Origin of the sequence: Cytobacillus oceanisediminis 2691, from assembly GCF_007678455.1 — a bacterium.
GTDB classification, from domain to species: Bacteria; Bacillota; Bacilli; order Bacillales; family Cytobacillaceae; genus Mesobacillus; species Mesobacillus oceanisediminis_A.
This window is the reverse complement of sequence record NZ_VEEP01000005.1, coordinates 46,380-65,817: the sequence shown is the minus strand read 5'-3', so window position 1 is coordinate 65,817 and position 19,438 is coordinate 46,380. Positions and strand designations below refer to the sequence as shown.

Annotated in this window: 23 protein-coding genes; 3 read left to right on the top strand and 20 right to left on the bottom strand. The window is 45.2% G+C overall.

Features of this window, described 5'->3' with window-relative positions; genetic code table 11:
* Positions 1-163: 163 nt before the first annotated feature.
* The 5 genes from FS736_RS11410 to FS736_RS11385 form a co-directional block, all read right to left on the bottom strand.
* On the bottom strand, positions 164-940 hold the full coding sequence (locus tag FS736_RS11410; RefSeq protein WP_144477138.1) for a 3-hydroxybutyrate dehydrogenase: 777 nt from the start codon (positions 938-940) through the stop codon (positions 164-166).
* A 16-nt stretch (positions 941-956) separates the two neighbouring features.
* Positions 957-2,276 (bottom strand): GntP family permease, encoded by a 1,320-nt coding sequence (locus FS736_RS11405; protein ID WP_144477135.1) that lies wholly within the window; start codon positions 2,274-2,276, stop codon positions 957-959.
* Positions 2,277-2,627: 351 nt separating this feature from the next.
* Complete coding sequence (locus FS736_RS11400) at positions 2,628-3,992, bottom strand: sigma-54 interaction domain-containing protein (protein ID WP_144477132.1); 1,365 nt, start codon at positions 3,990-3,992, stop codon at positions 2,628-2,630.
* 90 nt (positions 3,993-4,082) lie between these two features.
* A complete protein-coding gene (locus FS736_RS24300; RefSeq protein WP_251544753.1) occupies positions 4,083-4,610 on the bottom strand; it encodes a CueP family metal-binding protein in 528 nt (175 codons plus the stop codon).
* A 188-nt stretch (positions 4,611-4,798) separates the two neighbouring features.
* Entirely contained in the window at positions 4,799-5,989 is a 1,191-nt protein-coding gene (locus FS736_RS11385; protein WP_144477785.1) for an MDR family MFS transporter, read from the bottom strand.
* Positions 5,990-6,080: 91 nt separating this feature from the next.
* Here FS736_RS11385 and FS736_RS11380 point away from each other — a divergent pair, with 91 nt between their 5' ends.
* Positions 6,081-6,305, top strand: a complete 225-nt coding sequence (locus tag FS736_RS11380) for a hypothetical protein (RefSeq protein WP_144477126.1) — start codon at positions 6,081-6,083, stop codon at positions 6,303-6,305.
* Positions 6,306-6,779: 474 nt separating this feature from the next.
* On the opposite strand, the gene FS736_RS11375 is transcribed toward FS736_RS11380, so the two are convergent.
* The 15 genes from FS736_RS11375 to FS736_RS11305 form a co-directional block, all read right to left on the bottom strand.
* Positions 6,780-8,213, bottom strand: coding sequence for an ammonia-forming cytochrome c nitrite reductase subunit c552 (locus FS736_RS11375; RefSeq protein WP_144477123.1), 1,434 nt, complete (start codon positions 8,211-8,213; stop codon positions 6,780-6,782).
* On the bottom strand, positions 8,206-8,730 hold the full coding sequence (locus FS736_RS11370) for a NapC/NirT family cytochrome c (RefSeq protein WP_144477119.1): 525 nt from the start codon (positions 8,728-8,730) through the stop codon (positions 8,206-8,208). The genes FS736_RS11375 and FS736_RS11370 overlap by 8 nt, the downstream gene beginning before the upstream one ends.
* 94 nt (positions 8,731-8,824) lie before the next feature.
* The gene (locus tag FS736_RS11365; protein WP_144477116.1) at positions 8,825-9,331 is read right to left on the bottom strand and encodes a TlpA family protein disulfide reductase; all 507 of its coding nucleotides are present in this window, start codon (positions 9,329-9,331) and stop codon (positions 8,825-8,827) included.
* A 16-nt stretch (positions 9,332-9,347) separates the two neighbouring features.
* Positions 9,348-9,479 (bottom strand): CcmD family protein, encoded by a 132-nt coding sequence (locus FS736_RS11360; protein ID WP_144477114.1) that lies wholly within the window; start codon positions 9,477-9,479, stop codon positions 9,348-9,350.
* Positions 9,480-9,499: 20 nt separating this feature from the next.
* Positions 9,500-10,210, bottom strand: a complete 711-nt coding sequence (ccsA, locus tag FS736_RS11355) for a cytochrome c biogenesis protein CcsA (RefSeq protein WP_144477113.1) — start codon at positions 10,208-10,210, stop codon at positions 9,500-9,502.
* A complete protein-coding gene (locus tag FS736_RS11350) occupies positions 10,210-10,893 on the bottom strand; it encodes a heme exporter protein CcmB (RefSeq protein WP_251544756.1) in 684 nt (227 codons plus the stop codon). The genes ccsA and FS736_RS11350 overlap by 1 nt, the downstream gene beginning before the upstream one ends.
* Positions 10,890-11,594 (bottom strand): heme ABC exporter ATP-binding protein CcmA, encoded by a 705-nt coding sequence (gene ccmA, locus FS736_RS11345; protein WP_186326760.1) that lies wholly within the window; start codon positions 11,592-11,594, stop codon positions 10,890-10,892. Before ccmA ends, FS736_RS11350 begins: the two co-directional genes overlap by 4 nt.
* A gap of 14 nt (positions 11,595-11,608) precedes the next feature.
* Entirely contained in the window at positions 11,609-11,950 is a 342-nt protein-coding gene (locus FS736_RS11340; RefSeq protein WP_144477107.1) for a hypothetical protein, read from the bottom strand.
* 5 nt (positions 11,951-11,955) lie between these two features.
* On the bottom strand, positions 11,956-12,333 hold the full coding sequence (locus FS736_RS11335; protein WP_144477104.1) for a hypothetical protein: 378 nt from the start codon (positions 12,331-12,333) through the stop codon (positions 11,956-11,958).
* Positions 12,334-12,345: 12 nt separating this feature from the next.
* Positions 12,346-12,816 (bottom strand): cytochrome c-type biogenesis protein CcmH, encoded by a 471-nt coding sequence (locus FS736_RS11330; RefSeq protein ID WP_186326759.1) that lies wholly within the window; start codon positions 12,814-12,816, stop codon positions 12,346-12,348.
* A gap of 5 nt (positions 12,817-12,821) precedes the next feature.
* Entirely contained in the window at positions 12,822-14,795 is a 1,974-nt protein-coding gene (locus FS736_RS11325) for a heme lyase CcmF/NrfE family subunit (RefSeq protein ID WP_144477098.1), read from the bottom strand.
* A 21-nt stretch (positions 14,796-14,816) separates the two neighbouring features.
* Positions 14,817-15,266 carry a cytochrome c maturation protein CcmE gene (locus tag FS736_RS11320; RefSeq protein ID WP_144477095.1) on the bottom strand — a complete coding sequence of 150 codons (450 nt, stop codon included), beginning with the start codon at positions 15,264-15,266 and terminating at the stop codon, positions 14,817-14,819.
* On the bottom strand, positions 15,266-16,225 hold the full coding sequence (locus tag FS736_RS11315; protein ID WP_144477092.1) for a hypothetical protein: 960 nt from the start codon (positions 16,223-16,225) through the stop codon (positions 15,266-15,268). The genes FS736_RS11320 and FS736_RS11315 overlap by 1 nt, the downstream gene beginning before the upstream one ends.
* 293 nt (positions 16,226-16,518) lie before the next feature.
* Positions 16,519-16,698 (bottom strand): glycogen biosynthesis protein GlgD, encoded by a 180-nt coding sequence (locus tag FS736_RS11310; protein WP_144477090.1) that lies wholly within the window; start codon positions 16,696-16,698, stop codon positions 16,519-16,521.
* A gap of 17 nt (positions 16,699-16,715) precedes the next feature.
* Positions 16,716-16,979 carry a YtzC family protein gene (locus tag FS736_RS11305; RefSeq protein WP_144477087.1) on the bottom strand — a complete coding sequence of 88 codons (264 nt, stop codon included), beginning with the start codon at positions 16,977-16,979 and terminating at the stop codon, positions 16,716-16,718.
* Between the two features lie 254 nt (positions 16,980-17,233).
* Here FS736_RS11305 and mnmL point away from each other — a divergent pair, with 254 nt between their 5' ends.
* Positions 17,234-18,208: a tRNA modification radical SAM protein MnmL/YtqA gene (gene mnmL, locus FS736_RS11300; protein WP_144477084.1), complete on the top strand. Its 975-nt coding sequence runs from the start codon at positions 17,234-17,236 to the stop codon at positions 18,206-18,208.
* On the top strand, positions 18,198-18,770 hold the full coding sequence (mnmM, locus tag FS736_RS11295; RefSeq protein WP_144477081.1) for a tRNA 5-(aminomethyl)-2-thiouridylate-methyltransferase MnmM: 573 nt from the start codon (positions 18,198-18,200) through the stop codon (positions 18,768-18,770). The genes mnmL and mnmM overlap by 11 nt, the downstream gene beginning before the upstream one ends.
* Positions 18,771-19,438 lie beyond the last annotated feature (668 nt).

The following is a 19,438-nucleotide window of genomic DNA, read 5'->3' as shown; positions in this document are numbered from 1 at the left end:
TAAAGCCGGTCTCCCAAAAAGGAAGCCGGCTCATTTTTTCGTTAATTGCACATTAACCCAGTTATATTACAAGCTCCAACTGCTAATTGCATGGTTATCCCCGAATTGCACCGGCATCCTTATATTGGAAATGAAAACCGATCCTCAATTAGAACCCTGAGTATTATTGAACCGTATACCCTCCATCTATGACGGCGGCCTGGCCGGTGATTCCTTTTGCAGCATCACTGGCCAGGTATTGAACATAACTGGCGATTTCCTCGACAGTCAGCAGGCGTTTCTGCGGCACGAGCGGAAAAATGACTTCTTCGAGCACTTTTTCAAGTGGGACATTCCTTGTCTCCGCCAGGCTTGATAGCTGATTGCGGACCAATGGAGTATCGACATATCCCGGGCAGACGGCGTTGACGGTGATCCCGTGCTCTGCGGTTTCAAGTGCAGCTACCTTCGTCAAACCAATGACCCCATGCTTGGCACTGTTATAAGCTGCCTTACCAGCAAACCCCACTAGCCCATTGATTGATGCCATGTTGATTACCCGGCCAAAACCTTGCTTTTTCATGACCGGCAATACATGTTTCAAGGCTACAAACGGGGCTGTGAGCATTACTTTTATCAGCAATTCAAATTTTTCCGTTGGGAAGTCTTCAATCATGGATACATATTGCAGACCTGCATTGTTGATAAGAACATCGACACGGCCAAAGTGGTCGACGCATTTCACAACTGCCTGCTCAATGTCTTTTTCGCTGGTAACATCACATTTCCAGCCAGCAGCTTCGAATCCTGATTCACGCAAACTAGCTGCTGCTTCTTCCACCGTTCCTTCCTGTAAATCCGTTAAAAATACCTTCCCGCCCTGTTCAGCAAAACTTTTGGCGATCTCATACCCGATTCCCTGGGCGGCACCGGTTATCAGGACTACTTTATCTTTTACCATCGGGAAGCTCCTTTCTCTAAATACCTAATCCTAGTGTGAATAGTACAATCGCGATTGCCACACCAATCAGCGGTACAATGACGGTCACTGCTGCCACTGGATTGTAGGCATCCTGATGGGACTCGCCGCAAATCGCCCTGACAGTCGTGACCACATAACCATTATGCGGCAGAGAATCTAGCGCTCCCGAGGAAATGGCCGCTACCCTGTGCAATGCTTCCGGATTGACGCCCATATCCATGTAGTGTGGTGCGAGTAGTGGAAGTGCAATTGCCTGACCTCCGGAAGCTGAACCAGTCATCCCTGCAATGACACTGACGGCAATCGCCGCCCCAATCAACGGGCTTCCAGGTATATTCGTCATCGCATCTACCGCTGTCTGGAAAGCCGGAACTGCCTTCGCCACGCCGCCAAACCCAACGACTGCAGCCGTGTTGCCGATCGCAATCAAAGCACCCATCGTTCCTTCTGATAGTGCTTCCCAGAAATTTTTGAAGTACTTGCGATTTAGCAAATAGGCGGATATAACACCTCCTAGCAAAGCGATGATGAGTGCTGATTGTTTTAATGAGTCATGGAAAACGAAGGAAATAACCAATACCACTACCAAAGGAATGAGACCCATTAAAGGATGAGGAAGTTCTCGTTTTTCCAGCATTGGATCGGTCTTCCTCGCTTCAAACTTCTCCCCTTTTGCGATGGCTTTTGTGATCATTCGTTTCAGCCACCAGTATCCAAAGATCATCATAAAGACTGCAACGATGGCGCTGACCTCCCAGCCTGCAAGCGGAGAAGTATTGAGGAACTCAATCGGAATCCAGTTCTGGATTTCCGGAGAACCTGCAGAAGTCATTGTGAACGTAACCGAACCGAAGGCCAATGCAGCCGGAATGAAACGCCTTGGCAAATTGGCCTGCCTGAACAAGCTCAATGCCATTGGATAAACAGAAAATGCTACGACAAACAAGCTCACTCCGCCATATGTCAACACAGCGCAGGCAACGACAATCGCTAGCACGGCATATTTCATCCCCAGCTTCTCGACGATAAACTCAGATACGCTGTCTGCTGCTCCGCTATCTTCCATCACCTTTCCAAAAATCGCCCCAAGCAGGAACATCATGTACCATGCGGTAACGAAACCCGAAAAACCAGACATATAGTTCCCGACAAAGTTAGCAGCCCCTTCTTCAGCCAGCTGCGGAAACAGCGGCATCCCGCTGAAAACAGCTACAAACAACGCGGAAATCGGCCCGACAATAAGCAGGTTCATCCCTCTCATCGTCAGGTAAATCAATAAAGCCAGACCGCCAATCAATCCAATCATACTCAGCATTCTTTTTTCCCCCTTGTTATGTTAAAGTGAACAACTAAAAAAACTGCCCTCCTTGCCGAAAGTGATGGTAACGCTTACAAAAATCTAGAATAAAATTGCTGTATTATCTTATTGCAACTATCGTGCCAACTTTTCGAATCAGGCGGATCGGTATGTATTCATAATTTTCAGTTACCTTTTTCCGGATTTCCGGACTCTAGCATTCTTCTATTCCTTTTACTTAATAGGAATCTGTTTTTTTGATCTGTCCTTTTCCCGCTGATAAACACCATTCATACAGTGAGAACCCTTTTAAATATTGCTAGAAAACAGAGAAGTCCGGAAACTCGGACAGCATTCCGAGTTTCCGGACTACAAGAGACCGTATTTATTCAATTTTTCATAAAGTGTTGATTTGCTGATCCCCAGCTCCCTGCCCACCAGCATTTTGTCGTCATTATTCCTTTCAAGACTTTGCTTCAATACCCATTTTTCTGTTTCTTCAACAATATCTTTTAGCTTCTTGTTCTTGAATCGATAAATCGCTGTCTGTGATTGCAGGTAATCCGGCAAAGAATCCAGCGTAATTTGTTCTCCTTTAGTCAAATGAACGGCAGCTTCGATGACATTTTGCAGTTCGCGGATATTCCCCGGCCAACTGTATGATTTCAGGATTTCCATCACATTTCTTTCCATTCCTGCAATCCGCTTGCCTAACCGGTTTGTGACCTTTTCGATAAAATAGGCGATCAGAAGGTTCAAGTCCTCCGCACGTTCTCTTAATGGAGGGACGCTGAAAGGGACGACATTGATCCGGTAAAATAAATCCTCTCTGAATCGTTTCTCCTCGATCATGTTCTCAAGCGGCCTGTTTGTGGCAGCAATGATCCTTACATCAACTGAAACTGGTTTAGTAGAGCCAATCGGTTCAATCTCTCCATCCTGCAAGGCACGCAACAGTTTTACCTGCATGCTCAGCGGCATGTCGCCAATCTCGTCAAGGAAGAGGGTGCCGCCATTTGCCAGCTGGAATTTCCCCTTTTTCCCGCCTTTTTTCGCGCCTGTAAAAGCTCCTTCCTCATAGCCAAACAACTCTGATTCTAGCAGGTTTTCGGGGATTGCTCCGCAGTTTACCTTGATGAAAGGCTTCTGGCTCCGGCTGCTTAACTGGTGGATGCTGTGGGCAAACAATTCCTTCCCTGTGCCGCTCTCTCCCCTGATCAAAATTGAAATATCGCTGTTTGACACCATTTTCACTTTCTCTTTTAAACTGACAATCTGCTGCGACTCGCCAAGGATGTCATCGAGCGTATATTTCACGCCAGAATCAATTTTTTGAATGTAGGGCTGCATTCTCGTGAGCAGACTTTTTACATGGCTGTCCATTTTCATCCATTCCTGTGTGTCCCTGAAGAAGACAGTGCCGAACGCTGCAACTACCTCGCCATTTTTGATGATGGGCACCCTGTTGGCAATCATGTAATTGCCTTTGATATATTGCAGGTCGGCCAGTTCTTCCTGGCCGGTCTTGGCCACAATATGCATCCTGGTATTCTCGATCACTTGTGTCACATGCCGGCCAATCGTTTCTTCCCGATTGACTTCAAGAAATTCACAATAATTATGGTTGATATAAATGATCCTTCCTTCTTGATCCACGACCACAAGCCATTCAAATGCATTCTCGACGATAGTTTCAATAATGTCTGCAGGGATATGTAAAAGCTTTGTATTCATAATCCGCCACCTGGTTTTTCTTTTGATTTTATCACAATTTTCTGAAAATAATAACTGATACAAAAAAAGCACCTGAAAAGGCGCTTTCGTCTACATTAACTGCATGGTCGTGATGCAGGTCGCATCGTTTTCAAAAGTGGATATTTCTGATTCAACACTTTTACCGTCATATCCAATCTTTGTTTTGTACTTTTTATCACGCGGAAGCCATAAATCGATGAAGCCATTCGGCTGGGACATCATCTTCTCGTCAACAACTACGTTTCCTTCCTCATCCTCAATATATACATCAAACTCTTTTTCAACCAATTCACCTTGACAACCTGTCAAGCTATGATTCGTTCAAGGATGGGTTTGATTTTCATAAGGTGCGATTGAGACGAAGAAGTCTTCTTCTGAGATGTCATAGACTTGCTTGTCCCCTTCACTGTCAGCAATCGTCAGCTCATGTGAGGTGATGGATGCCTTGTGGTCCTTGTTTTTGCCCGCGCTGTAATCACTCACCAATTCCTTGATGTTTTGTTGTTGTTTTTCAGGTTCAGCAGATTTTTCTCCGCCATTGCAGGCAGTTAACAGTCCTGCAGCCAAAAACGCCATTCCTAGAATTTTAAATTTCAACCCATTCACCCCCTTATCTTTCAAAGTATGATTATATCATAATCCCACATTCCTATATTAGATGCAAAATATGCATTTTTTATCGAGAAAAAATGCATATTTTGTGACTGATTAGAAAGGGAGCTGGACCCCCTTCGGCCCAGCTCCCTGTTGTTTTTTAGGCTTGTGCTGCACGTTTTGAGATTCTTTTAACTTTGCGTTTGTGCAGCAACATTATGAGATACCTTCATTTTCCGGTCGTAAACAAGTGTAGTGAAAATCCCGATAAACATGATCGCAATCAGGATTGCGAATAACATGGGCATACCGTACAGGTCGACAAGGATTCCGCCCATAAGCGGGCCAATCATCCTTCCGCCCGTAGCGGTACTGTTGACGATTCCCTGGTAAAAGCCTTCCCGTCCTTTTGGCGCCAGGTCATTTGCAATGGTCGGAACGGCCGGCCAAATCAGCATTTCCCCAATCGTCAGGATCACCATGCCAGCAACGAAGCCTGAAAATGCTTGAGCTCCCGCCGCCACTGCATAGGAAACCATGAAGATGACCATTCCGATGATGATCTGCAGCTTCAGCTTATTCTGGAACGGCTTGATCAGCCTGTTCACAATTGGCTGGCCAAGGACGATCAATGCGCCGTTAATTGTCCAGAGAATGCTGTATTGGTTCAAGGAAATATTCAATTCCTGAGTATAAGCTGCAATCGTTGTTTGCCATTGTACGTACCCCACCCAGCAAAGCAAATAGCCAACAGACAGAATCAAAAGAGCATACAGCTTAGTATGGCTTTTTACCGCGCCGTTTTCCTGGAGGACGTTCGTTTGCATCGCAGCCCTGGTGTCGATGCTGCGATAGCCCAAAATAGCAATCACCATGAAAATCAGGTACATAGCTACGTTCGCTATGAAAATCAGCTGGAATGAATAGGATGCGACAAGCCCGCCAAGCGCTGCCCCAACCGCGACCCCAAGATTCTGAGCCACATAAATAGCGTTGAATGCTTTGCGGCCACCCTCTTTCCAGACCGACCCAGCCATTGCATACATAGCCGGAAAGACGATTCCAGAACCAAAGCCAACCAATGTCAAAAAGAAAATATACTGCGGCCAGCCAGGCCAAAAAGTCAAGCCAAGCAGTGCCAAAATGGTGATGCTGATTCCAAGAATGATAGATTTGTAGCCGCCGATTTTATCAAAAAGACTCCCGCCAAAAAGATTGCCGATGACGCTGGCAGCTGAATTCAGCATCAATACGATTCCAGCAACAGACAATGATTTGCCGAGGTGCTCATGTATATAGATTGTGTTCAAAGGCCATAAAAAAGAGGAACCAGTAACATTGACTGCCATCCCGATAATCAAAAGCCACAAGGCTCTAGGCATCATATAACGCCTTCTTTCACTAAATTAATTTCGAAAAAACAAAAAGCGAAAGCGCCTCGTTCAGCCCCGACAAGCACTGGAGGGCCGACCGGTGAAGTCGTTCTTTGACTTCATTGGGCGGACCGAAATCGAAAAGAATAGCCGACTGCCCAGAAACGCAGAAACTGGAGACTCCGACAAAGAAGCGCTTTTTGCTTCTGCAGGCGGAGTTGAAGTTTCGGAGTTTCTAGGAGGCGACACTAGACAAGTGACTCGAGGGGCTAGGCGCTGGAGCTGGATTAAGAAAAACATATATAGTTATCCAAACAGTATATAAATTAAATTTCCAATGCAATACCAAAGTAATTTTAGTGGTTTTTATCGTGGGTTGCAATAGGAATTTATACAGGGATTTGAAGTTGAAATTTTCTATTTTTTTGGTAGTGAAATTGGAAAAAATATTTGATTATTTCCACTTCGCGGAATTAGGGGGATTTTCGCGGAATTGGATTGTTCTTTCGCGGAATCTAGTAGTGTTTTCGCGGAATTGAAGCTTAATAACATAGGATTTTTCATAAATTGTAGACTTTATTCGTGGAACCAAGCAAAACTTACCCCAAATCAATGCAGAATCCAGACGTGTTTTTATCAAATCAAACGGTGTTTTCGCCCGATTCCATTTAATCAATAAAAAAACTAATCAAGGATGATTGACACTTCTCATGTTTTCTGCAAAACTAAAGAAAACACCGTACAAACTAGCATTTGCACAGTGTTTTCCTATTTATCTATTCTCTAAATTTACTATTCTCTATTTTTTTGGAGCTGGCTGTTGGGCCGGGAAGTAACTGTTGATTGCTTTGTCTTTCTTCTTGAAGTTATCTTTTTCGTCGTAAACAGCCTTCTTCACCTTTTCAATCTCTGTCTTGACCTCTTCTAAATTGACGCCTTTTTTGGTCAATTCTTCGATGGCAATATTGATGGCTGCGTTTGATTCTTCAGTCGAAATCCTCAATGAATCCATTGATCCCTGCGGATTATGGAAACCAGCCGAACTTTCAGCCGCTACGATATCCCAGAACCATTGTCCTTTTCTGATATGCTCCTGAGCCTGCTTTATTTTTTCTTCGCTTACTCCTGATGTGATCATCTTATTCACGTAATAGTGTGAGGTAATCGAAATATCCTCTGCCTTATGAAGGGCTTCCATATGAGTATCCTGAATACCGATTACGCGTTCTTTCAGCTCATCCATATCCCTGTTGGTATGGCAGGTTGCGCAGGATTGATCCATTGTCTTCAGAGGCGATGTCCACCAGTGTGAACTGATTTTCTTTTTGCCGTCTACTCTGTCATATGGCATGTGACAGTCTGCACATGTGACTCCAGCCTCGCCATGCGGACCTTCGATATGTGTCTCAAAGTCAGGGTGCTGGGATTTCAGCATTGGCGTTCCGGAAATATTGTGAACCCAGTCTTTCTCAAAACCTTGTTCCTTGGCAGTTGTCTCATAGTATTCATACATATCTTCAGGCTTGAATCCATTCGCCCAAGGATAGGTAACTTCACTATTGTCAGCTGCAAAGTAGTACTCTACGTGGCACTGTCCGCAAACATAGTTCCTCATGTCATTCTTTGTTGGGTTGGACATGTCGATGCCCTGTGATTCCATTGCCTTGATGAAGCTTGGGCGTGTGACGCGCAAATCCATCGTCTGCGGATCATGGCAGTCTGAACAGCCGATTGGCGAATGGCCCATTGCTTCTGCTTTCGGCCAGATGTCTTTGTTAAAATTGCCGCTCCAGTAATCGTCACCCATTTCCTCGATCATGTGCGGTACGGCAGTCGATTTACATGTCAAGCAGGAACCGACCGACTTGTCAGTGATCCTCGCGATCGCCCGGACGTCCTCATTCGCGTAAATATGGCCGCGATCTTCATTGTATTCAGTCGCAAAGCCATAGCCGTTAAAAAGGACTGGCAAATACGGTTCCTTGTCATGGTCGAATTTGCTTCGTTTCACGGAACCGCTGTATTTTGTGTCTTCCATCTTTTCGTTTTGTTTGTAGCTGTCATATTGAAGCGGGAAAAGATCCTTGAAGGCTTCATTGCTGATTTCATCTTTGCTAAGCCCCGTTTTTAGCTCACTGGCTGAAGTGGCTTCTTCATCCGAGCTGGAGCAGCCTGTAATGATGAGCATGACAGCCGCAAGGAGCAAATATGCCCAGCGGAAATTTCTAGCCATTGTTCATCGTACCTCCTTTTTTCTCTAAAAGCTCGCCTGGTTTAGGCGGTTTAAAATAATCCTCTGTCTTGAAGCCTTTTCCATGCGGCACTGCCTGGTGGCAGCTTGAACAGCTGTCTTTGGCATCATGCGATATATTTTCCAGTGTATTTTCATGGCAGCTGATACAGTTTTCATTTATGACTTCGTCAGAGCTTTCTGTTGCGTGGAGCACCTTCGGTATTTTTGCTTCCCCTAGTGTATTGAAATACACATGTGTCATGCCCGCCTTTGCCTTATAGGTATATTTTTTGACCATATTCTCGTGTGGCAAATGGCAGTCCCCGCAGGCCAGACCGGCGTGGTTGGAATCGGAAAACGAGTCATGGACCTCTGTCATGATATGGCAGCTTGAACAGAATTCAGGTGAATCCGTATAAGCGAGTGTCTTGACAGTGACGACCGAAACAATGATTCCAGCGAACACACCAATGAATAACAGCATCTTTTTGTCTATTCCCAGCAGCTTTTTCAGCATTCTCTTTCACCTCCCTTATAGCCAACTACTAAAAACTGTTTCCGCATTCATACGAAAACAGCCTTATTAAAACACGATTGTGCTTTAACCAAGGTCATGGTGAAACTTTTTCCTGGATCAGACTGATTAAATCATCCTTCGTTGTCGGCCCGGAAAAGCGTTCGACTATCTTGCCGTCCCCGTCAATGATGATGGTCTCAGGCTGTCCGATCACATTGTAATCTTTAGAGATGTCTTCTTTTGTGTCTAAAAGATACGTAAGCTTAGAGCCACTTTCTCCGATATATTTTTCCATCCGTTTTTTCGATTCGCCTTTTGCGAGGATCAAAAGTTTTGCATCCTTGTATTCTTTGCCGAAAGCTTCCAATTCAGGCGCTTCATCAATGCATGGCGCACACCATGTCGCGAAAAAATTCAGGACGACCGGCTGGCCCTTAAAATCAGAAAGTTTATAAGTATTGCCGTCGATATCCTGCAGTTCAAAATCGATCGACTGGTCACCAGGCTGGGCGGATGCTTTCCCGCCCAGTCCGCTGACCAAAAAGCCAAGGACTCCGATGACAGCAGCAATCACGATGACCGGAACGATTTTTTTGCCCATTTTCATCACCCGCTTTTTAAAAATCTGAGTTCCATTCTTCCAGTAGTTCGATCTCTTTTTTCAGCTGCTTCTGGCGGCGGCCAAGGACAACGACATATCCCGCTATCAACGTCCAGATCACTGTATAACCCATGAATAAGTAAGTCATTTTCCATTCCTCCTTAATAGTTAGCCCGCAAGCTTTTCAATAGCTTTTGACTTAGCCTTTTTGACGATATGTCTCATTTTTTCAATTTCGATGCCTTTTCGCATCAGGAACGTGTACAGCAAGGTGATTGTAAAAATCGAGAACAGCAAGGTGACAAGCATTTCAGGCTCGATCCCGCCTCCTGATTGGTTTTTGCCTTCACCGAACACAATTGGATGAAGCTTCGTGTTCCACCAGCGAATCGCCATGAAGACAATTGGCACATTGATGACACCAACGATGCCAAAAACAGCTGACAGCCTTGCGATTTTTTCCATTGAACCGTCCATCTTGCGGACGAAAAGATAAGCGACGTATATGAACCAGAGGATCAGTGTTGTCGCGAGGCGGGGTTCCCATGTCCACCATGTATTCCAGCTTGATTTTCCCCAGATCATCCCGGTGATTAATGTGATTGTCGTGAAAAGGACGCCAATTTCAGCTGAGATTCCGGCATTGATATGGTACTGAAGCCTTGGTTTTATCAGCACTCTCACACTGTAATAACCAACTACACCGAAAGCGAGGAAAGCGACCCAGGCACTGCCAACATGGAAGTAGAATATTTTTTGCGTGGCACCCATCATTTTTTCAACAGGCGACCAGATGAAAATCAGGTAAAGCGCGATAAAAAATGATGGTATCAGCGTAAACAGCAAGATTCGGTCAATCAAACCAGCATTTTTTTTCATCAAGATCCCTCCATAATAAATTCAAATAAGAAAAAGCATGCGGCTAAAAATAACAAGTCATAAGCTCCCATTAATCTGATCCATGACGCTGCATCAGCAATCACTTCATTTTCCAGAACGATTCTTGTCGCCTGGACTCCGGCAATCAGCAATGGGCTTAAAAGCGGAAGCAGCAACACCGGCAATAACATTTCACTGTTTTTGGCATTCGCTGACAGGGCAGCCAGGAATGTGCCGACAATGATAAAGCCCAGTGTCCCGATGACGACAACGAGAATGAACCAGCCTATTTTCCCAAAGAAGCGGTAGTCGAACAGCAGGAACAGCACCGGAATGCTCACAAGCTGAACAGCTGTGACGAGGATGAAATTCGCCAGCGCCTTCCCCAGATAAATACTCGAAGGATCGATGGGTGCCGAGCGCAGTCCAGTCAGGGCATCATTTTCATGCTCCGAAAGAAACGAGCGGTTCAGGCCAAGAATCCCGGAAAAGACAGTGATCAGCCAGACCAGACCTGGAATGACAGCCTTCACCATATTGTTGGTTGGATCGAAGGCAAAGCTGAAAATGAGGACAACCAGACTGGAGAAAATGACCATCATCCCAATCGTCTGCTTTGTCTTAATTTCATTGCGAAGGTCTTTGCTGGCAATCGTCCAGGCATCTAGAAGAATCGACATCATGAGCTCTTCACCTCTGATTCATACCATTGCTTCATCTCTGCCAGGCTGATCCCATCACCAAGTGGCCTGGTCGCGATGATTCTCCCCTTTTTCAGCAGGGCAGCCCTGTCAGCAAGGGCATGCACCTGTTCAAAATCATGTGAGATGATGAGGATGGACGTTCCGCTGTTCTGTTTGTTTTTAATGATTTGATTCAGGAGCGCAACGGCTTCCTGGTCAAGTCCGGTGTGCGGCTCATCGAGCATCAGGATTTCGGGATCAGGCAGCAGCACCCTGGCAATCGCCAGCCTCTGCAGCATCCCTCTTGAGAATGAGCGGATTGGCATATCGCGGAACAGGTACAACCCAACCTCCTTTAAAAGCTCATTCGCTTTCCTGTCAAGGTCCTTCACCTTGTAAAGCTTTCCGTAAAATCTAAGATTCTCGAGCGGGGACAGGTTATTGTACAGGAAGGATTCATGACCTAAGAACCCAATCCGCTGCTTGATCTGTGCAGAGTTTTTCCTGACGAGCTTTCCATCAAGGAGAATCTCTCCGCTTGTAGGCTGCAGCAATCCGACCGTACATTTGAAAAACGTACTTTTCCCGGCACCGTTTGGCCCTATTACCGCGAGGATCTCCCCTTTTTGGAGTGTAAGGGTGATGTTTCGCAGTATCAGTTTATCTCCCAGCATTTTGGTCATTTTTCGCAGTTCAAGCATGGTCCCCAACTCTTTCATCCAGTGTATTGTTCCAATTCCTTGTTCACCTGGTCCAGTCGGCCCTGGTAATCAAGCATTTTTTTATTTATTTCTTCGGTCATTCCTGCTGAGCCGAGCCTGCCTTCCAATCCGGCAAGCTCCTCCTCAATCACTTTTTTCCTTAGTAAAAGGTGCCTGAACAGTTTCTCATTATCGTCAATCACCTCATGTACAGCAGTCCGTTTTCGTTGAAAAAACCACAATAGAGCAATTACAACTACCAGAAACATCAGCACATAATGAGGATTCAACAAGTTCAATCCAGGCGACGTCAGCCAAAAGTTCACGAGCCATTCAGGGTGATAGGCAGGAGCCATTCAACTCACCCCTTCTGCTGGCGGAGTTTTTTCAGTTCCCTGAGAATTTCTTCTTCCGCATCGTCAGCCTGCATTTTCGCTTTGCCTTTTGGCAGTTTGGTTTTGCCTTGCTTAAGCGTTTCTGTTTCTTCCTTTAATAGGTCAGCTGCCAGCAATTGATAATTTTCTTTCATTTTTTCAAAATCATCACTATTGATTTTTTTCATCAGAAAGTCCATTTCCAGCTCATTCACTGCGCTGTACACCTGCTCCAGAGTCAGCTTTTCACCTTCTGCTTCCCTTCCTACGGGCTGGAATTCACCTGAGGAAAAGAAGGGAGAAATGATAAAGTAAAAACAAGTAATGATCACGAGTGATCCAATTATTAAAAATACATAATCCATTTTCATCAACTCCTAGAAAAGCTTTCGGCGCTCATCGTCAAAAGTTTTGGATGCAATTTCCTTCTCGATTTCGGAATCCCATCCTGCTTTGGCTTCAACGTTTACTTCCGCCTTTTTGAGTGTCAATTTCCTGATCCAGACCCCGACGATCACAGTTCCGATGCCAAATCCTGCAGCCGGCATTCCCCAGGCAATCCAGCCGCTAGTGCCGCCGCCAGGTGTTCTCAAGGCTGCCTGCCCGTATTCATCAACATAAGATTGGATGATTTCCGGCTCTGATTTGCCGCCATTCAGCATTTCTACCACTTCGTCATAATAAATTTTCTTGATTGAACAGGTGGATAGATCATGATCTGCATGACCCTGCATATCAAGCTGGGTGATGACGTGCTTGAATTCTTTTGAGTTATAAGTGAAAGCAGATGTCAGACCAGGAATCAAGATGAAGCAAAGGAATGTCGCAACGAAAATTTTCTTTTTCATCTTCATCACCTTCCCGCAAATTTATTGGTCTGGTAGCGGATCGATGCCGGTCTGCCTCCAATTAACGCGAATGCAGTGCCAATCACCATGATGATACCGCCCATCCAAATCCAGCTGACGAATGGATTCACTTTTACCATGAAGGTAACTTTGTCTTTGTTTTCCCAGGAACTGAGCACCACGTACAAGTCCTGGCTCCAGTTCGTCTTGATTGCTACCTCTGTTGATGGCTCAGGCCATGTTTCGTAAAAGATTTTTTCCGGCTTGATTTTGCCGATATCCTTGCCTTTATAAGTTACATCCACATCCGCGGCGACTACGCCATTTCCATTTTTCATATGCTCGGTCAGTTCATTGAATTTCAGGGTGTATTCGCCAATCTTGATGCTGTTCCCGGCGTCGACGGTTTTCAATATTTCTGTTGAGTAAGAGTGAGAAGATATGACTCCCACCGCAATCAGCGCAATCCCGATATGGACGATATAACCGCCATAGCGGCGCTGGTTTTTCACCGTCAGCTTGAAAGCGGCTTTCAGGATGTTTTCCTTTGTCGCTTTCCGTCTTGCGCCAATGCCCCTAGCGAATTCAAGCAAATGTGTACCAAACATGAAGCTTGTTGCCGATAACCCGATGATTGCGTATATTCCTTTAACACCGAAAACGAACAGGAAGATGGCAGTCGCAATGCCCATCGCAAGCGGCCAGAGAATATTTTTCATGAACTTTTCAAATACGGCTTTTTGCCAGGCAATCAGCGGACAGATTCCCATCAGCACAATCAGCACCAGCAAAATCGGGGCCATGACTTTATTAAAGTAAGGCGCTCCAACATTGACCTTAGTCCCGGTGAATGTTTCTGAAATCAATGGATACATCGTGCCCCAGAAGACAGCGAACGCTGCGGCCACAAGAATCAGGTTGTTCAGCAGGAAGCTGCTTTCCTTTGAAAAATAGGCTTCGATCGGACTGCTCTCTTTCTTGATCAATCCATATCTAGTCATGACGACATATAGCGAAAACAGCATCATGAATGCCATGAACACAAGGAAGTAGGTTCCGAGGTTACTGTCCCCAAATGCGTGGACACTGGTCAGGACTCCGCTTCGGACAAGGAATGTTCCAAACAATGTCAGGATGTAAGACAGGATGATCAAGCTTACATTCCACGTTTTCAGCATATTTTTCCGTTCCTGTATCATCACTGAATGCAGGAATGCTGAAACGGTCAGCCATGGAAGGAAGGAAGCATTCTCAACCGGGTCCCAGGCCCAGTAGCCGCCCCAGCCAAGCTCAAGATAAGCCCACCAGCCTCCGATCACGTTTCCAAGTGTCAGGAACAGCCATGCCAGCAAAGTCCATCTTCTCGTCAGCTTGATCCACTCCGAATCCATTTTCTTGAGGATCAGTGCCGCAATCCCGAACGCGAATGGAACCGCCAGTCCGACATAGCCCATATAGAGCGTTACAGGATGGAGGATCATCCCCGGATTTTGAAGCATCGGATTCAACCCTTTTCCGTCTGCCGGGATTTTATCAGTCATTTCAAATGGATTGACATTGAGGGCCATCACCGTAAAAAAGAATAGGATATTCACCAGCAGGATGCTTGAAACATATGGCATCATAGGGTTCTTCTTTTCTTTTGAAAACACGACCATTGCCGCATAAATCGATAATAGGAAAGCCCAAAGCAGCAGGGATCCGGCATTTCCAGCCCAGAAGGCTGTCAGTTTGTAAGCCATCGGCAGGCTTTCGTTTGTATAGGAAGCCACATATTTATATTGGAACTGGCTTGTTCCGAGAAGATACAGCAGCAGGAACGAGGCGATGCTCGAAACGAAAGCCAGTGAGAGGACCGCTCCTCTTGCACTTTCAAGCCATTTGCTGCTTTTCTTCTTTAACCCGGTAAGGTTGGCGATAATTCCATACAGGGAAATCGCGATTCCTAGGTAGATTGAGATATTCCCGATCAGATACATACAGATAACCACCCATCTGTTTTATTCCTTCTTGTCATTTTTGTACATTTCCTTATGCATTTCGCTGTCATAGTTCTCCATGTCTTCGCCTTCATATTTTGTCGGGCATTTCGTCTGGACTTTTTCCGCTTCGAACACTCCGTCTTTCTGAATAAAACCTTCGACTAAAACAATGACATCTTCGGAGAAGTTATCTGGCTTGATTCCTTTATGGAAAACCTGCAGTGTCCCTACGCCTTCTTCGTAAAGTTCGAAACGAAGCTCCAGCTTATCCGCATCCCATTTCACCGATTCCTTATTGAGCAAGCCCTGAGTCATAATATAGTCGCCTTCATAGTTCGATCCGTTTTTGCTCAGGTCTTCAATCGTAATTTCCTTGCTTCCCGCACTTGGCATCGTTGAAAACATCATGATGACGAACGCAATTGCTGCAAGTCCCAGCCCGATCACGATTTTTTTGTTTTTGGACATCACTTTTTACCTCCCAGCTTTTTAAGCAGTTCATTGTATTCAGTTTCCGTTATGCTTCCTTCAACGAGCATCGCCCGGAGTTTTGCCTTTTTAGCTTCCAATTCAGATGAAGCTTTGTCCTGCACTGGCTTTGTTTTCTGCCTCTTCATGAAGAAAACTAAGAACAAAGCTGCGATGATTGTGATACTCCCGACTACCGTGATAACCAGCCATAAAGGCATTTTTTCGTCGTTCTGTTTAACAGTCCCAGCCTTTTTTGCATCCCCGGCCATGTCCTCCATGATCTCAGCGGTCGTCCTGTCGTCAGTTCGTTTGTATTCGAGCTTGATATTCTTTGCTTCACCGGCTTTAATTCCCTGGCTCTGATAAAGGAACATATTCATGTTGTAGGAATTTTTCTGCTGCTGCTCTGAAGCCGGTTCAAGCTTGAAGCTTTCCGAATTGAGCGGTTCAACGAAAATCAGGTTCAGCAAACCGATTTCCGTAAAGCTTGTAAAATCGTAAGCAAGCTTCTTTGTGCCGTCTTTCTCACTGATGCTGTCGGTGTAGTACTCAATCACAAATTTGTAAATCTCACCCGGCTGGATTTCCTCACTCGTTTCCCAGGAAATTGTTCCTTTTTCCTGATCCAGCTCGTATTCGATTTCATTCATTTCGGTGAGGTCCCGCGAATAATCACCGGCAAAACCAATCCTGAAATTCTTCTCATCCATTGGGAGCGGAACGACCACCTGGCCTTTTTGCGGCTGTTCAGCATTGTTTTTAAGAGCGCCATGGTATCCCACCAGCAGTGGCGGATTCTTCTTTTTATCTTTCGGATGGTAGGAATACTCAGGCATCACCTGGATTGTGAGCTCCTCCATATTTAAAACATCTGGATTAGCCTCTGCTTCAGCCAAACCAGGAAGCTGAAAAATGAATAATAAGATGAAGGACATTATTAGCTTCGGAACTTTCATTTTCTTGACTCCTTTCTATATGTGACGAATTCGTGAATAGTTTCACAAGACAACTTTCATTTAAAAACAATTATTTCATCTACTGGCGTTTTTAATTTCTTGCTCGTGCTTTGCTACCTTATTTAAACCATTTCTCAGAGCCCTCAATCTGTGATTTAAATCACGAAATTTCCGTCAGTTTTATCCGAATTGTGAACGGGGGGTATTTGTTAAATGAACAATACTGCCGCCCTTCTACTATTGACACAATAAAAAAACCCCACTTCCTTTCTGGAAGTGAGGGTGTTACAAATTTATGAAGATTGCCCTGGTTCGGGATGGAATTTTGACTTTACAGGCTGCCCGCCACTTTGTTCATACATCTTCTTGGATTCTTTGATTGGATCATGCTCCATTCCAAGTTCAATATCCTGGTTGTTCATTCCATTCCGTGTCTTTTGTTCAGGATTATTCTGCTTTGAGCGCTTTTTCAAAGTTTATCCCTCCCGTTTTAATGATCAAGCAATATCATATTGTTTTGAACCTGCTGCAGCTGCAGTCTCATTCTGTGAAGCTGGTCACGCTGCTGTGCATTCGCACTGAAGGCGAGCTTGGCAAGATCATTATAGGCAGCTTCAATGGCCTGAAGAGCGTTTGTGAAATCGCCGTCATTATAATGCTGTTGGGAAGCAGCGCTTTTGTATTGTTCCTGGGCAAGATTGATGGCATCCTCACATTGCTGAAGTAGCTGGTCAACCGATTGACGTGTTGCCAATTTTAGCCCCTCCTTTTCTTGATGCTGAAGCAAGTCTGCTTCTTCTTTATTTTGTTCACAATTGATTTTCCTATCACGTTTTTGTCAATATTTAATGCTGGCAATAGCTTTGACAGAGAATTAAACTGCAGAATTCGAAAAGCAGCTATTAATTCGAAACAGCCTTTTGTAATCTTTTTGCAATTGGATTCACCCATCCTAAGTGGTACAATTTTTATTATTACTGACTGACAGGTTATAAGGAGGTTTCTGGCATGAAACAGGCCAACCCTTTTCCATACGCAACAGATGATAAACGATACCACACATGGAATTACCATTTGCGGAACCATTTTGGCCACAAGGTTTTCAAGGTGGCGCTTGATGGCGGCTTCGATTGTCCGAACCGGGACGGCACGGTAGCCCACGGCGGCTGCACATTCTGCAGCGCAGCTGGTTCAGGCGATTTCGCCGGTGACCGGGTAGAAGATCTCGGCACACAATTCAAGAAGATAAAAGAAAAAATGCATACAAAATGGAAAGACGGCAAATACATGGCCTATTTCCAGGCTTTCACCAATACCCACGCACCGGTCGAGGTCCTGAGGGAAAAATACGAAACCGTTCTGAATGAGGAAGGTGTCGTTGGCCTTTCGATTGCAACCAGGCCTGACTGCCTGCCGGACGATGTGGTTGAATACCTTGCTGAACTGAATGAACGCACGTATTTATGGGTTGAGCTTGGTCTTCAGACTGTCCATGAAAAAACAGCCAATCTAATCAATCGGGCCCATGATTACCAGACATACAAAGAAGGAGTGGACAAGCTCCGCAAGCACGGCATCAGGGTTTGTTCGCACATCATTAACGGATTGCCTCTGGAAACACCGGAAATGATGATGGAAACGGCTCAAGAAGTTGCCAAACTTGATGTCCAGGGCATCAAGATCCATCTTCTCCATTTGCTGAAAGGTACACCGATGGTCAAGCAGTATGAAAAGGGGATGCTTGAATTCCTTAGCCTTGAGGATTATGTAAAATTGGTCTGTGACCAGCTCGAAATCCTGCCTCCTGAAATGATCATCCACAGGATTACAGGAGATGGCCCGATTGAGCTGATGGTCGGCCCGATGTGGAGCGTCAACAAATGGGAAGTGCTGAATGCGATCGACAAAGAAATGAAACGCCGCGACAGCTGGCAAGGTAAATTCTATACTGGAAACAAAGTGGTGATTGAAAATGAAGCTTGAGAGGATTCTTCCATTTGCACGGAATCTCCTTGAACTTGCGGTTAAACCAGGGGATATTGCGGTGGATGCTACTGTTGGAAATGGCCATGATACGTTATTTTTGGCTAATCTCGTAGGCCCGGCCGGCCGTATTTATGGCTTTGACATTCAGGATGAAGCGCTTATGTCATGCAAAACAAAGCTTCGCGAGCACGAATTGCAGGATCAGGTCACCCTGTTCCATACCGGACATGAAAACATCACAGAATGCATTCCCCCACTACATTTCGGTAAAATAACCGGTGCCGTTTTCAACCTTGGCTATCTGCCAGGCGGGGATAAAAACATTGTCACCGTGCCCGAAACCACCATCCATGCCATCGACCAGCTGCTCGAAATCATGGCGCCAGAAGGAATCATCGTGATTGTGATTTACCACGGACACCCGGAAGGCAAAGTAGAGAGGGAATATTTATTGCGTTATGTAAAATCACTGGATCAAAACATCGCACACGTTTTAGAGTATAAATTCCTGAACCAAAAGAACAATCCGCCGTTTATTATTGCGATTGAGAAGAGATAAGAGAGGTTCCCTGAAATGGGGGGCTTTTTTTCTTTAGGACAGCTTTTCTTCTGTAAGCACTGAAGTTGTCCTAAATTGGCTCTATTTCGGACAGCTTTTCGCCTGTAACCACAAATGTTGTCCGAAGTCGCACTCAGTTCAAGCTGAAAGGTACCCTTATGCAATCGAAGCTATCCTCATAAGGGTACCATTCAAGCTGAAAGATACCCTTATGCACGCGAAATTGTCCACATAAGGGTACCATTCATGTCGAAAGATACCCTTATGCAGGCAAAGCTATCCTCATAAGGGTACCATTCAAGCCGATAGATACCCTTATGCAGTTGACATTGTCCACATAAGGGTACCATTCATGTCGATAGATACCCTTATGCACGCGAAATTGTTCACATAAGGGCACCATTCAAGACGATAGATACCCTTATGCAGGCGAAATTGTTCACATAAAGGGTACCATTCATGTCGATAGATACCCTTATGCAGGCGAAATTGTTCACATAAGGGTACCATTCATGTCGATAGATACCCTTATGCAGGCGAAATTGTTCACATAAAGGGTACCATTCATGTCGATAGATACCCTTATGCAGGCGAAATTGTTCACATAAGGGTACCATTCATGTCGATAGATACCCTTATGCAGGCGAAATTGTTCACATAAGGGTACC